Here is a 13,780-nt window from a genome sequence, read left to right as displayed (position 1 = left end):
GCGCGTAGGTTAGGTCACCCGTTGTACTTGCGGAAGATCACACTGCCGTTCTGTCCGCCGAATCCGAAGCCGTTCGCGGCCGCAGCTCGCACTTCGCGTGAGCGCGCTTTCAGCGCGGTGTAGTCCAGGTCGCACTCCGGGTCCGGATTCTCGAGGTTGATGGTCGGGGGCACCATGTCGTGATGCACCGCCAGCACGGCCGCGAGCGCACCGACCGCTCCCGCCCCACCGAGAAGATGTCCGACCATCGACTTCGGCGAACTTAGCGAGAGCTTATAGGCGTGCTCACCAAATGCCAGTTTCACGGCGCGCGTCTCGGAGGCGTCATTCAGTGGTGTCCCGGTGCCGTGTGCTGCGATGTAGTCGATGTCCTCGGGCCGGAGTTCCGACGCACGCAGAGCCTCCGTCATAGCGTCCTGCGCGCCGGAGCCATCTTCGAGCGGTGCCGTGATATGGAACGCGTCGCAACTCAGGCCGCCCCCCGCCAGCTCGGCATAGACCTTTGCGTTCCGAGCCTTCGCGCGGGCTTCCGATTCGATGACCATGACCGCCGCGCCTTCTCCGAAAACGAAACCATCCCGGTCGCGATCGAAGGGCCTGCTCGCCCTCGTCGGTTCGTCATTCCGGCGGCTGAGCGCCCTCATGTTCGCCAGTGCCGCGATCGGCAGTGGGTGCAATGCCGCTTCGGTCCCTCCGGCGAGGACCACGTCGCACCGCCCTGATTCGATCAGCTGCTTCGCCTCCATGTACGAGTAGAGACCGCTCGCACACGCAGCAACGCTGGCAAGGGCCGGTCCGCGCAGCCCCAGGTGCATTGAAACCTGGCAGGCGCCCATGTTCGGCGCCATGATCGGGATGTAGAAGGGGCTTACCCGCGCCGGCCCCCGCTCATTCAGGACAAGGACTTCGTCCATCGTGTCGATTGCCCCGCCGGAACCAGTCGCAATTGCTGAAGCTGCCCGGCGCCGTTCGTCATCGGCCAGCGTCAGCTTCGCATCGTCCGCTGCCAGTTGGGCCGCCGCGACCGCGAACTGGGCGAACCGGGACATGCGCCGCGCACCCTTCGAGTCCATGTAGTTCCCGGCCTCGAAACCCTTCACCTCCGTCGCGATCGTGACGGGCATGTTCGTGGTGTCGAACCGGGTGATCTGGCTCGCGCCGGAAACCCCGGCAACCAGGTTCTCCCAGAAATCGTGGGCGGTCAGGCCGATGGGCGTGATCGCGCCCAGCCCGGTGACGAGTGCTCGGGTCACAGGTTTCTCCCCAGGTTATTGGACCTTCTTGAAGATGACGGCGGAGTTGTGCCCGCCGAGGCCGACAGATGTGGTCATGGCGATGTTCACCGCCATCGAGCGGGCAACATTCGGCACGTAGTCCAGGTCGCATTCCGGGTCCGGTGTCGTGTAGTTGATCGTGGGTGCCACGCGTTGGTCGCGGATAGCCATGACGCAGGCGAGCGCCTCCACCGATCCGCTCGCCCCCATGCAGTGTCCCGTGATCGGCTTCACCGAGGAGATAGCGGCGTCGTAGGCTGCCTTCCCCATGATCTCCTTAAAAACGAGTGTCTCAACGCGGTCGTTCAACGGCGTCCCGCTGCCGTGCGGGTTGATGTAGTTGATCTCCGATGGGGCGATCCCGGCCTTCCTGATGGCCGTATTGACGGCCCGCTTCAGCCCGCGCCCCGTCTCATGCAGGGCGATCATGTCATACGCGTCGTTCGAGGATGCGTAGCCGACGACTTCGCAGTAGATCTTCGCCCCGCGAGCCTTCGCCTGCTCGTACTCCTCCATGATCATTCCGCAGGCGCCCTCTCCCGCGATGAACCCGTCGCGATTCAAGTCGAATGGCTTGAGCGCCTTATCCGGGTGTTCGTTGTCACCCGCGAGCGCCCGCATCGAGCACCAGGTCGCGTGGTAGATGGGCAGGAGGACCGCCTCGCTGCTGCCGGTGATGACCGTGTCGGCATCACCACGACGAATCGTCTCGAACGCTTCGCCGAGCGAGTTCGCGCCAGTCGCGCAGGCGCTCACCGGAGCGAAATTCGGTCCGCGCGCGCCCGTGTGGATGGCAATGTGCCCGCTCGCCGCATCCGCGATGAAGTTCGCCACCAAAAACGGTGTCACCCGTCGTGGCCCCTTTTCATCGAGGATCCGCTGGTGGTCGAGCACCATGTCCGTCCCACCCGCTCCGGACCCGAAGATGACTCCCACCATGTCGGCGTTCTCTTCGGTCACCTGGAAGCCGCTGTCGGCCAATGCCTCGATCGCCGCCGACATCCCGAACGTCACGCTCCGGTTCATGTAGCGCTGCTGTTTGGCATCGGCCCGGTCGCCGAGTTCGAAATTCTTCACTTCCGCCTGGATCCGGATGGGATAGGGCTCCGGGTCGAACAGGGTGATCGGTCCGATGCCACTGTGTCCCGCGAGCATGGCCTGCCACGTCTCTTCTGCGGTATGGCCGACAGCGGTGACTGCGCCGACTCCGGTTATCACGACTCGACGGCTCATCGGGCTGCCCCTTCCACCAGCTGCCAGCGATCACTGAGCAAGCCCTCGTAATCGTCACTGATCGAGATACTGTTGATCTCGTAGTCGATCCGGCGGACGAGCTTCGTCAGGACGTTACCCGGGCCTACTTCGATGAACATATCGGCGCCCTCATCCCTCATCTTCTCGATGGACTTCTGCCAGAGCACGCCGTGCGTGAGCTGGTCCCGGAGTTCGGAATAGACTTGCGGTCCCGTGGTGAGCAAATCCGCATTGACGTTGCCGACGAGCGGACGGTGTGGGTCACGGATGTGCATCTTCTGGAGGAGCGCATTCATCCCGTCGCTCGCTTTGGCCATCAGCGGCGAATGCGAGCCGATTGAAATCGGCAAGCGGACGACTTTGCGCGCCTTCGCCTTTTCGGCGAGTTCGATCGCCGTCGTCAACGGTTTGAGGTAACCGGAGATAACGCTCTGCCCGTCGCAGTTCGCGTTCGCGAGTCCCACATACCCCTCTTTCGAGGCCTCGGCGCAGATCTCGAGCACCTTCGCCTCGGGGAGGCCGAGGATCGACGCCATGCCTCCCGGGTTTTCCGTTCCGGCCTCGCCCATCAGGCGGCCACGCTCGGCGACGAGCAACAGACCTTCCTCGAAGTCGAGCGATCCGGCCGCAACAGCCGCCGTGAACTCGCCCATCGAGTGGCCCGCGAAGAGGTGGGGATCGAACTTCCTCCCGCTGGCGGCGAAGCGTTCTCGCAATGCTTCGAGCCAGGCCATCGAGGTAACGAAGCTTGCGGGCTGCTGGTTGGCGGTCGATTCAAGTTCGTCTGCGGGACCCTCCCAGCAGAGCTTCGAAAGGTTCCGGTCGAGCACCTGGTCGGCCCGTTGGAAGATGTCGCGGGCGGCCTTCGAGACCTGCGAGAGCCGGTGTCCCATACCGACGTACTGCGATCCCTGGCCGGGGAAGATGAGCGCGAGACGCGCCCAAGGCTTCACTTCCTGGTCCATTGGGAAACCAATGCCCTCCAGACGGCGCCTGGGGCGCGCCAATCTCCGACCGAGGATAGCAGGGTGGTGGGGGAGGGGCGAAGGTTCGGTAGGCACGAACGAACGGCGCCGGCCCGTCCTCAGTCCGGCATGGCCGTCCGAAGACGTACTCGGGCCGCCGGATCCGGCGGGGGAATCACCGCAGATTTTCGAAGGGCCTCAACACCGGGCGGCGGCCAACGATGCTTCAGATGAGGCTCGGTGGGTCGATTTCCACGTGCCAGTGCTCGCCGAGGCGCACCAACTCCAGCAGGCGCGAGGGGTTCCGGCCACGCAACAGCACCTGGTAGCGGTATTCCCCGCGAATCCGGGGGATGTATGCCGGTGTTGGCCCCAGGACGTCCGGTTCCGCCCGCCCGGCAGCATCGCGTCCGATCCGGAGTTCGTTTGCCACTCTCGCGGCTTCTTCGAGCGCGTGTTCTTGTCGTGCGTGCCGGAAGATGAGCCGGACCAGCCGATTGAACGGTGGGTAACCCGCCCGTCGACGGTGGGCAATCTCTTCGTCGTAGAAGGCGCGATACTCGTGCGTCGCCGCGGCCACAATCGGGCCCGCCTCGGGTTCGTACGTCTGGATGAAGACGTAACCCGGCTTCTCCCGCCGTCCGGCGCGACCTGCGACCTGCGAAAGCAGCTGGAAGGTGCGCTCGTGGGAGTGGTAATCCGGCAGGCTGAGTCCCACGTCCGCGTCCACCACCCCCACCACCGTCATCTCCGGCAGGTCCAGGCCTTTTGCCAGCATCTGCGTCCCGACAAGGATGTCGATCTCGCCCGATTCCAGCGATTGCACCATCCGCTCGTGGCTGCCCTTCTGTCCGGAAACGTCGCTGTCCCAACGAGCGACGCGCGCCCCCGGGAAGTACGCGCGGGCCTCCTGTTCCACCCGCTGGGTACCCACACCGAACGGCCGGTAACGCCTCCCGTCGCACTTCGGGCAGCGGTCTTCGAGACGTCGGGAGCGCCCGCAGTGGTGGCACACCAGCATCGTACTCACGGGGCTTTGGACATCGACGCTCAGGGCAACCTCGCATGACGGGCACACGGGCAGATACCCGCAGTCCCGGCAGAGAACGAACCGTGCCGACCCCCGCCGGTTCACGAACAGGATCGACTGCTCGCCTTGCCGGAGGGCAGCATGCACCGCTCTCCGGAGCGGTTGCGAGAAGATGCTGCGGTTACCGCCGCGCAGTTCCTCCCGCATGTCGACGATGGTCACCGCCGGGAGTGCGCCCTCCGAAATCGAACCATCAGTTCCGGGCGAGAGTCGCTGAAGGAGTTCGACTCGCTTGATCGCTCCGACTTCGCTCCGGTGGTACGTCACCACGTCGGGCGTCGCGCTTCCCAGCACAAGCCGCGCCCCCGTCAGCCCGCAAAGACGCTCGGCTGCATCGCGTGCGTGGTACCGCGGTTGAGGGTCTACCTGCTTGTAGCTCCACTCGTGTTCCTCGTCCAGCACCACAAGCCCGAGGTTCGGCACGGGCGCGAAGATCGCACTTCGCGAACCGACGATCACCCGCGCATCGCCCCGCTGTACCCGGTACCACTGGTCGAACAACTCGCCCATGGAGAGCTGCGAGTGGAAGACCGTCAGGGTCTCGCCGAAGCGTTCGCCGTACCGCCGGATCGCCTGCGGTGTGAGTGCTATCTCCGGCACGAGGACGATCGCCGCGCGCCCACCCTCAAGGGTGCGCCTGACCAGTTCGAGGTAGACCTCCGTCTTCCCGGAGCCCGTCACGCCGTGAAGCAGCGTCGTCCCGGGGTGCGCCCAGATCGCCTCGAAGGCGGCCGCCTGGTCCGCGCTGAGCACCGGCGGAGGCCGGTGTTCGAAGCGGTAGTCGGCCAGCGGGTCGCGCTCGAGCTGCTGCTCGTACTCCCGCAGGAAGCCCCCGGCTTCGAGCTTCCGCAGGTGCCCCGGCGTCGCCCCCAGCTCCCGCGTCTCCGTCAGCGTCACATCCGGGTGTGCCGCCAGGTGCCGGAGCAGCCGTGCCTCGACGGACTTCGCGTTGCGCTCGGCGAGGGTGTCCGCCTGTGCGAGCGCTGCCTCCGGTGCGGCCCCCAGCGCGACACGCCGCTCCATCCGGGGTCTCCCGGCCGGCCGCGCGAGCCCCTGCGCTACCGTCAGGTGGCCGTCGCGTTGCAGCCGGTCCAGCAGTGTCAGCGACACCTGCCCGACTGCCTCGCGAAGTGCCTCGATCGAGACGCGGCCGTTCGCGGCGATGTACTGCAGGATGCGCTGGTCTTTCGGGTACGCCGGTAGCAACGGCGGGATGTCCACCGGCGACACCATCGTCACGGCCTTCTGCCCATACCCGGAAGGAAGGCAGCAGGCCACGCAGTCCCAGAGCGGCGCGAGGTACTCATCGCTCATCCAGCGAGCGAGCGCGATGTGCGGGCCGTCCAGCACCGCGGCAGGGTCCGCCACCGCGCTGATCGGCCGCACCGCCTGCAACGGCGTCGCATCGGCCAGCGCCATCACCACGCCCTGGAGGATGCGCGGCCCGAACGGCACGAACACCGCCTGTCCAGCCGCCACCTCCAGCCCATCCGGGATGCTGTAGGTGAACGGCTGCCGCGCCGGCTGCCCCGCGTTTACCGCCACCTCCGCGAAGCGCGTGCCCGCGGTGGGGGCCTCGGCGGGGTCGTTGCCGAACATGCTGGGCGTCGTCACCCGCCGATCATGGGATGGCGCCCTGCCCCTGTCGATCAGCCGCTGGGCCGGGCGCTGGATACGCACGCCTGCGGCGGTGTATCTTCGGGCCCGCCCGAACGCCCGGCGGGCGCCGCACCCCCGGAGCTCCAACGTCGCACAGTGAGGTAACTCGCCATGGCAGCGAACGTCCTATCCACCAACATCGCCTTCTGGCACGCGCCCGCCATCTTCATCAAGGGCCTCACCCCGGACCAGCTCCACTGGCAGCCCGAGAACCACGATACCTCCATCATGTTCGCCCTCTGGCACGCCTACCGCTCAAGCGATGACCTCGTCCATGGCCTCTTGCTGCGCCGGCCCACCGTCTTCGCCAGCCAGGGCTGGGCCTCCCGCCTGCCCGTCGGCGAGACGGGCCGCTCCGCGTTCGGCAACGGCATGACCCGGGACCAGATCGGCTCCCTCCGCCTGGACCTCCCCGAACTCTGCGCCTATGCCAGCGCCGTCGGCGCCAGCATCAACGCCGTCCTCGATGCGCTCTCCCCGGAAGACGCTGCCGCCGAGATCGCCCTTCCCTTCTTCACGGATGTCTACCCCGGCTACGACCGCATGTCCCGGCTCGAAGCCGTCGCCTTCTTCGGCATCGGCCACGTCGCCGAACACCTCGGTGAGGCCCAGCTCGTGAAGGGCCTGATGGGCCTCCAGGGCGCCCTCCTCTGAACGGCCGCCCTCCGTCGCACCCGGCCCCGGCGCCGGCTGACCCCGCGGGCAGCGACCGGGACATCCGCTTCGAAGCGTGGCTGCGAGACCGCGGCATCGAGGGCGCGCGGCGGATCGTCCGGGAGGCCGCCGGGACCATCCTCGTCTCGAAGTTCGAACCGGGCTTCGCCGCCCGCCTGCACGAGGCGCTCGACCGCGTGCCCGAGGTGTTCGACCCGGCTGTCGTCCGGGAGCGCTACCTGAGCACGGCCAGCGGCACTCCCCGGGTCGAGGCCTGGCGGCTGGCGCTCGAAGGGCTGCTCGCGCAACTGGGGCCATCTCGAGGGCTCGACCGCGACCAGCTGGCCCAGGTCCGCGCCGGCACCGATTCGGTGGCTGCCCTGCTCGACTCGGTGCTGTGGTCGTCGCCGCTGCTGGGCACGGACTGGGAGCCGTCGGAGCCCGAGCTATCCGCCCGAGCCGATGCCCTCGCCCGCATGGACGACGAGTCCAGCATCTTCACCCGGTATTACGGCGACTTCGAGGGCAAGCGCGTGGAGAACCACTGCCCCGGCGCCCAAGTGGCGCGGCAGCTGTTCGCGCAGGGGTGGGGGATGGTCGCCGAGCGACTAGAGGAAAGAGGAGGAAAGAGGAAAGAACGGAGGGTCAGGGGCGGAACAGGGGGTTGTTGTAGAAGGGGGAGGTTGGGAGGAAGTTGGGGCGCCAGCCGGCGGGCGGGAAGCTGGGGTGTGACGGGGAGTGGTTCGGGGCGGGTTTGGGCTGGTTGTGGCCGAATTGCTGGTTGGCTTTGAGGTATTCCTGGCGCTTGGCGCCGACGTTCTCGATTTCGCGGGCCTGTTCGGTGGTTTCGCGGGTTTCGAGGTGTTCGGCGACGGTTGACGAGGCATCGACAAAGGCGCGGACGGCGGCGAGGTAGGCGGCGGTATCCGGGGAGGCCGCGGAGAGCGTGCGTTCGGCGATGCGGAGGGTCCGGAGGATCTGGGAGCACTGGCGATGCGGGATAGCGCCGGCAAGCTGCATGCGGATGAGGCCCTCGGTGAAGGCGAGGAGTGACGACGTGTCGTGGAAGTCGACGGGGAGGAGGTCGAGGTCGAGGGCATCGCGCTGGTGGGCCGGGGACTGGCGGCCGCCGCGCGTGCGGGCTTCCTGGACGCTGGTTAGGGCGTCGGCTTCATGGAAGAGGCAGAGGTCGCCGGCCCTGAGGCGGTAGGCGTTGCAGGGTTGGCCGGATTTGGCGATGGCTCGGCACCTTTTCCTGGGGTTACGCAAGTGGTTGGAAGTGGTCGTTTCAGGTTCGGACGTGTTGACCACTTCCGGGGCGGGAAGTGGTCCGGGAGTGGTTACGGGTTCATCCCTCACCCCCGACCCCTCTCCCAAGCGCGAAGCGCGGTCCCTCACCCCCCGCCCCTCTCCCAAGCCTGGGGGAGGGGAGTTGGACGATTTGGGAGTTGGGATTCTGGATTCGTCCCTCAACCCCGGGTAGGGATTCTGCTCTCCCAAGCCTGGGAGAGGGGGGATGACCGCGGCGGAGGGCGCTGGAGTGCCGGCGTTGTTCCAGGGGGCGTCGGGGCAGTCGGGGCGATGTTCCGTCACTCCCGACCCCTCGATCCAGTTCGGATTTCGGATTTCGGATTCGTCCCTCACCACCGACCCCTCTCCCAAGCTTGGGAGGGGGGAGTTTTGGAATTCGGTGGGGAGTTTGTAGGTGCCGTTGAGGTAGGCGGCGGCGTCGAAGGGTGGGAAGCCTTCGGGGATGGCGCGTTCGAGTTGTTTGGCGAGGGCGGCGAGGGAGCGGTTTGCGGGCATGGGGTGAGGTTGGACCGGGATCACCGCGAGCACGTAGGGCGTGATGGCATCCCTCACGCCTGAGAGGGTGACGGAATCTGGCGGGATAGCAGATGGAGTCGCGGGGCTCAGTCCCCGCTTGTCAACGTGCCAGCGTCCGAGTGTCGCCGGGGATGAACGCCGGGCGAGCACAGGCGGTTGCACCGAGGTTTAGCCGGCTAGCCAGTGTCTCCTTCCACGACGCTCGCCATGTGAAGAGCCCGTCGCGGTCGGCGATTGCGCACCGGAACGCGGTGGTTGGTTGTTGGGAACCGCATCGGCGGGAGGGGGAGGTTGGCAACTGAGTAAGCGGGGACTGAGCCCCGCGACTCCACGGGTGTGTGGTGGGCGCCGGTGGCTAAGCCGGTGTTGCGCTCGGCAGGCCCGTGCCTTCCTCCCGTTCCGCGGGGTTGGTTGTTGGGAACCGTGCCGGCGGGAGGTGTGGATGGGAGGGGAAGTTGGCAACTGCATAAGCGGGGACTGAGCCCCGCGACTCCATGGGTGCGTGGTGGGCGCCGGTGGCCAGATGGTGTTGCGCTGGGCAGGCCCGTGGCTTCCTGCCGCGCGGGGTTGGTTGTTGGGAATCGAATCGGCGGTAGGTGTTGATGGGAGGGGGAAGTTGGCAACTGCATAAGCGGGGACTGAGCCCCGCGACTCCATGGGTGCGTGGTGGGCGCCGGTGGCCAGATGGATGTTGCGCTGGGCGGGCCCGTGGCTTCCTGCCGCGCGGGGTTGGTTGTTGGGAATCGAATCGGCGGTAGGTGTTGATGGGAGGGGGAAGTTGGCAACTGCATAAGCGGGGACTGAGCCCCGCGACTCCACGAGTGTGTGGTGGGCGCCGGTGGCTAAGCCGGTGTTGCGCTGGGCAGGCCCGTGGCTTCCTGCCGTGCGGGGTTGGTTGTTGGGAACCGTGCCGGCGGGAGGTGTTGATGGGAGGGGGAAGTTGGCAACTGCATAAGCGGGGACTGAGCCCCGCGACTCCACGGGTGTGTGGTGGGCGCCGGTCGCTAAGCCGGTGTTGAGCCCGGCCCGCCCGTGGGGTCTTCCCACCAAACGCACCAGGTAAAGGGCCAGTCCCGGTCGGCGGCTACAAGTCCGGCGGCGACGGGGTTGCGAACGATGTACTCGGTGACGGCGTCGAAGTCGCGTTCATCGCGACAGACACGGTCCCACATTCCTGGCTGCCAGATCGGACCAAAGTGCCCGGCGGACCGAGCGAGGCGGGAAGTCCACGACTTCCAGTCGCGGACGAAGCTGAGGATTTCGCGGTTGCGCGGGCTGACGAGGAGATGGAGGTGGTCAGGCATGAGGCAGGCGGCGAAGAGTTCGACTCGGCCGGCAGTTCGTTGTTCCATCAGCGATTCCCAGAGCGCGGCGCGAACCTGCGGCGTGAAAGCGTGGACTTCGGGGTGGGCGGCGAAGACGAGGTGGAAGACGCGTTCGGCGTCTGCGTACTGGGACTTATCGGCGAGGCGGATGGTCTTTGGGAACCGCATCGGCGGGAGGGTAGGGTGAGAAGGGAGAGTTGGCAACTGAGTAAGCGGGGGCTGAGCCCCGCGACTCCACGGATGTGGCGAACTTCGTTGGTCTCATGGCGACAGCAGGGTGTTGGCAACCAGCCCGTCGCGGTGGCCCGGGTGGCTGGGCTCGGAGGGATGCCGGCCTCGGGGCCCCGGTAGTCCCCGGCGCGGGAGCACGGGCCGCCGCGAGCGGGCAGGACGGTGAACGTAGCCAGAGTAGGCGTTAGGCGTTAGGGGATAGGCCCTCACACCCGGCCCCCTCTCGCGACTCCTGCGTCGCGGGCGAGGGGGTGTGCAGTGTGAAGGGTGGCGCATGGCGCGAGCGGCGACAGAGCGCCGCGACTCCAAAGGTGGCGACTGATACCTTCTCCCCATGTCCCGCTTCGATGTGATTGTGGTCGGCGGGGGGCCTGCCGGGAGTACGGCGGCGCGCGAGATGGCGGCGGCCGGGGCGCGCGTGCTGGTGGTCGATAGGGCGGAGTTCCCGCGTTACAAGGCCTGCGGCGGGGGCATCCCGCTGCGCACCGAAAAGCTCCTGCCGTTCCCTATCGATTCGGTGGTCGAGGACTCGGTCAGCCTGTTGCAGGTGAGCTACCAGGGACGCTCGCGCTTCGTGCGCGATTCGGGCCAACCGTTCGCCCACATGGTCATGCGCGAGCGCTTCGACCAGCTGTTGCTCGAGCAGGCGAAGAAAGCCGGCGCCGAATTCCGGCCGGGGACCGTCGTACGCGAGGTCTCGCTCGATGGTGGCGTGACGGTCCGGGCCGAGGGGTTCGAGGCCGGGGCGGATTACCTGGTCTGTGCCGACGGCGCGCATTCGCCGGTCGGCAAGCTGGCCGGTCTGGGCGAGGGCATCGCCGAGTGCGCCGCCTGGGAGGTGGAGGTGCGGGCGCCTGCCGTGCGCAGGCTGGCGTACCGGAACACCGCCCTCATCGAACTCGGGTACCGCCCGTGGGGCTATGCCTGGCTCTTCCCGAAACGCGAAGTGCTCTCCATCGGGATCGTCCTCCCACCGGACCAGGCGGGGGACATGAAGGACCACGTCCGGGCCTATATCGACTCGCTGGGCCTTGGCTCTGCCGAAGTCGAGATCGCCCGCGGCCACAAGATCCGCTTCCGGCGTGGGGGCGAACGCATCGCGAACGAGCGCGCACTGCTCGCCGGGGACAGCGCCGGGCTTGCCGACGAATTCACCGAAGAGGGCATCTCCTACGCGGTCGAATCGGGGCGGCTGGCGGCTCGAAACGTCCTGCGCAGCCTCGGCGGCGGCTCGCTGGCTTCGTACCAGGCCGACGTAGACCGGGAGATCATGCCCGAGCTGCGGGCGGCCCGGCAGATCGGTTTCATGTTCTATGGGATGCTCAGGCGCGCGCCCCGGCCCTGGATGTTCGCGAGTTCGAAGTTCCCGTACCTGTGGGATGCGTTCTTCGCGGTGCAGCGCGGCGAATCGACGTACGCTCGCGAGGCGGCGCGGGTGCCACTGCTGCCGGGCATCGCGCAGCGGATGCTGGACCGCCAATGACTGCGCGGCCGGAGGGCCCAACCGGGGAGCAGGAGGGTGCGGGGCCCCGCGGGATCTCCCTGCGAGAAGTGATAGACCTGCTCGTGCCGGTGTACGGCCGCCCGGTGCCACAGGTGAGTCACGACCCGCTGGCGGAACTGGTCCTGACCGTGCTTTCCCAGAACACCGCGGACACGAACAGCGGGCGCGCGTTCCTGCAGCTGATGCGCCGGTATCCCTCCTGGGACGCGATCGCAGCTGCACCGGTCGAGGAGGTGGTGGCGGCCATCCAGACCGGCGGACTGGCGCAACAGAAGGCGCCGCGCATCCAGGCGATCCTCCGGGCGGTGGCCCAGCGGGCGCCGGACTGGGATGTGGGGTTCCTCGAAGAGCTGCCCCTGGAAGAGGCGCGTGCGTGGCTTCGAGCGCTGCCCGGGGTGGGCCCGAAGACCGCTGCCTGCGTGCTCCTGTTCTCGCTGGGGCGGCCGGCGCTGCCGGTGGACACGCACGTCGAGCGGGTGAGCAAACGCCTCGGGCTCATCCCCGAAAAGGCGAGCGCGGACCAGGCGCACGGCCTGCTGGAAGCCCTCGTGCCGCCCGAGGAGTACTACGCTTTCCACATGCTCCTGATTAAGCACGGGAGGCGGACGTGTGCCGCGCGGCGGCCTGCGTGTGCGCGCTGTCCGCTGGCGGCGTGCCCGAGCCGGGAGGGCTGATTGCGGGCTACTGACCGGCGGCCGCCTCGGAGAGTTCGGGCTGGATGGCCCGTTGCGGCTCGCTGGTCTGGACGCCGCGTGTGAGGACGAGGAAGACCGGTACTCCCGCCGCCATAATCGCGCCCCCGAGGAAGAACGCCGCAGCGAGCCCCTGGGCGTCGACGATGATCCCGCTGACGACCGAGCCGATCACGATGCCGAGCCCGTTCGAAGCCGAGCCAAGACCGAGGACGGTACCCATGCCGACCCGGCGCCCGGCGACCACCTGTATCGCTCCCGCCGCGACCTGGGAGATCGAGCCGCTGGCGCCCATCGCGAACAGGAGGAGGGACCATCAGCCCGTAGGTGGGCACAATCCCAACGCAGGCGAGGAGGGCGCCGTTGACCAGCAGGCCGGCGGCGACAAGCACCCTTCGGCTGTAGGCGTCGGCCATGCGGCCGAAGAGTGGCTGGGCAAGCCCGCCGGTGATGTCCTGGGTGGCGAAGGCGAGGCCGATGAGCATCGGGCTGACGCCCAGGCCGTCTTCGAGCCGGAGGGCGAGGAAGCTGAAGGAGGCGCCGCTGGCGAGCGAGATGAGGCCCTGGTGAGCGGTGACGGCGACTACGAGGCGGTCCTTGAGGGCGACGGCGAATGGCGTCTGCGTCTCGCGTGCTTCGCCTCGCGCGAGGGATGCTCGCTTGAGGACCTCGGCGGGGCTGTGGCGCGGCAGCCACCACATGAGGATGAGGGCGCTGGTGGCCATGAGGATGGCCATGGCGACGAAGACGGAGCGGAAGCCGACGACTTCGCGGAGGACGCCGGCAAGGAGCGGGCCGGTGCCGAAACCGATGATATCGGCGGTGGCGAAGACGCCGAGCCAGCGGCCTTCCTGGCCCTTCGGCGTCATATCGCCAACGTAAGCGCGGGCGACGGAGAAGATGAGGCTGGTGCCAAGACCGCTGAAGGCACGGAAAGCAATGACCTGGTAGAAGCTTCCGGCGGTGAGGTATCCGAGGGCGGCAACCAGGTAGATGCAGAGCCCGGCCACGATGAACGGCTTGCGCCCGTAACGGTCGGAGAGGCGGCCGGCGAAGGGGCCGACGAATGTCTGGACGATGGCGAAGACGGAAAAGGTGAGGCCGAGCCAGACGCCGCTAGCGCCGAGCTCCTTCGCGTAGACGGGGAGGAGCGGGGATACCATCGAGATACCCATCGTTGCCACGAAGACCGCGGCATAGAGGGCAATGAAGGGACGGGAGCGCACGTCTCGACGGTACCAGTTGTCCGGTTTCGAGTCTCAAGGGGAAGGCGGCGCGACGGAGATCGGGGTGCGACGGACCGCC

Annotated in this window: 9 protein-coding genes and 1 pseudogene; 3 read left to right on the top strand and 7 right to left on the bottom strand. The window is 67.5% G+C overall.

Translation table 11 applies throughout. The annotated features are described in order from the left end of the window. Positions 1-14: 14 nt before the first annotated feature. The 4 genes from fabF (IPG14_RS06620) to priA form a co-directional block, all read right to left on the bottom strand. Positions 15-1,253, bottom strand: coding sequence for a beta-ketoacyl-ACP synthase II (gene fabF / locus IPG14_RS06620; RefSeq protein ID WP_343391269.1), 1,239 nt, complete (start codon positions 1,251-1,253; stop codon positions 15-17). A gap of 15 nt (positions 1,254-1,268) precedes the next feature. Further along, entirely contained in the window at positions 1,269-2,507 is a 1,239-nt protein-coding gene (gene fabF / locus IPG14_RS06615) for a beta-ketoacyl-ACP synthase II (RefSeq protein ID WP_343391268.1), read from the bottom strand. Further along, the gene (gene fabD / locus IPG14_RS06610) at positions 2,504-3,493 is read right to left on the bottom strand and encodes an ACP S-malonyltransferase (RefSeq protein ID WP_343391267.1); all 990 of its coding nucleotides are present in this window, start codon (positions 3,491-3,493) and stop codon (positions 2,504-2,506) included. The genes fabF (IPG14_RS06615) and fabD overlap by 4 nt, the downstream gene beginning before the upstream one ends. A gap of 226 nt (positions 3,494-3,719) precedes the next feature. Continuing rightward, a complete protein-coding gene (gene priA, locus IPG14_RS06605; RefSeq protein ID WP_343391266.1) occupies positions 3,720-6,197 on the bottom strand; it encodes a primosomal protein N' in 2,478 nt (825 codons plus the stop codon). A 156-nt stretch (positions 6,198-6,353) separates the two neighbouring features. Here priA and IPG14_RS06600 point away from each other — a divergent pair, with 156 nt between their 5' ends. After that, positions 6,354-6,896: a DinB family protein gene (locus tag IPG14_RS06600; RefSeq protein ID WP_343391265.1), complete on the top strand. Its 543-nt coding sequence runs from the start codon at positions 6,354-6,356 to the stop codon at positions 6,894-6,896. A gap of 645 nt (positions 6,897-7,541) precedes the next feature. Here IPG14_RS06600 and IPG14_RS06595 read toward each other — a convergent pair. Together IPG14_RS06595 and IPG14_RS06590 are read right to left on the bottom strand one after the other, a co-directional pair. Then, positions 7,542-8,255, bottom strand: coding sequence for a hypothetical protein (locus IPG14_RS06595; protein WP_343391264.1), 714 nt, complete (start codon positions 8,253-8,255; stop codon positions 7,542-7,544). A 1,472-nt stretch (positions 8,256-9,727) separates the two neighbouring features. Next, positions 9,728-10,216, bottom strand: a complete 489-nt coding sequence (locus IPG14_RS06590) for a transposase (protein WP_343384155.1) — start codon at positions 10,214-10,216, stop codon at positions 9,728-9,730. 397 nt (positions 10,217-10,613) lie between these two features. Between IPG14_RS06590 and IPG14_RS06585 the strand changes: the two genes are divergently transcribed. Then, the gene (locus IPG14_RS06585; RefSeq protein ID WP_343391263.1) at positions 10,614-11,762 is read left to right on the top strand and encodes a geranylgeranyl reductase family protein; all 1,149 of its coding nucleotides are present in this window, start codon (positions 10,614-10,616) and stop codon (positions 11,760-11,762) included. After that, positions 11,759-12,457, top strand: a complete 699-nt coding sequence (nth, locus tag IPG14_RS06580; protein ID WP_343384157.1) for an endonuclease III — start codon at positions 11,759-11,761, stop codon at positions 12,455-12,457. The genes IPG14_RS06585 and nth overlap by 4 nt, the downstream gene beginning before the upstream one ends. On the opposite strand, the pseudogene IPG14_RS06575 reads toward nth, so the two are convergent. Next, positions 12,349-13,713: pseudogene (locus IPG14_RS06575) on the bottom strand (MFS transporter); the annotation flags it as partial. The gene nth and the pseudogene IPG14_RS06575 sit on opposite strands and share 109 nt — an antisense overlap. Positions 13,714-13,780 lie beyond the last annotated feature (67 nt).

The sequence above is a fragment of the Candidatus Amarobacter glycogenicus genome, from assembly GCF_016704105.1.
Taxonomy (GTDB): domain Bacteria; phylum Chloroflexota; class Dehalococcoidia; order Tepidiformales; family Tepidiformaceae; genus Amarobacter; species Amarobacter glycogenicus.
The sequence above is the reverse complement of the archived record's forward strand: the minus strand, read 5'-3'. Positions and strand labels throughout refer to the sequence as shown.

What these genes read in the sequence shown, in the direction of transcription:
- fabF (WP_343391268.1), bottom strand. Translation starts at nt 2,507, where the DNA reads ATGAGCCGTCGAGTCGTGATAACCGGAGTCGGCGCAGTCACCGCTGTC.
- fabD (WP_343391267.1), bottom strand. Translation starts at nt 3,493, where the DNA reads ATGGACCAGGAAGTGAAGCCTTGGGCGCGTCTCGCGCTCATCTTCCCC.
- IPG14_RS06600 (WP_343391265.1), top strand. Translation starts at nt 6,354, where the DNA reads ATGGCAGCGAACGTCCTATCCACCAACATCGCCTTCTGGCACGCGCCC.
- IPG14_RS06590 (WP_343384155.1), bottom strand. Translation starts at nt 10,216, where the DNA reads ATGCGGTTCCCAAAGACCATCCGCCTCGCCGATAAGTCCCAGTACGCA.
- IPG14_RS06585 (WP_343391263.1), top strand. Translation starts at nt 10,614, where the DNA reads ATGTCCCGCTTCGATGTGATTGTGGTCGGCGGGGGGCCTGCCGGGAGT.
- nth (WP_343384157.1), top strand. Translation starts at nt 11,759, where the DNA reads ATGACTGCGCGGCCGGAGGGCCCAACCGGGGAGCAGGAGGGTGCGGGG.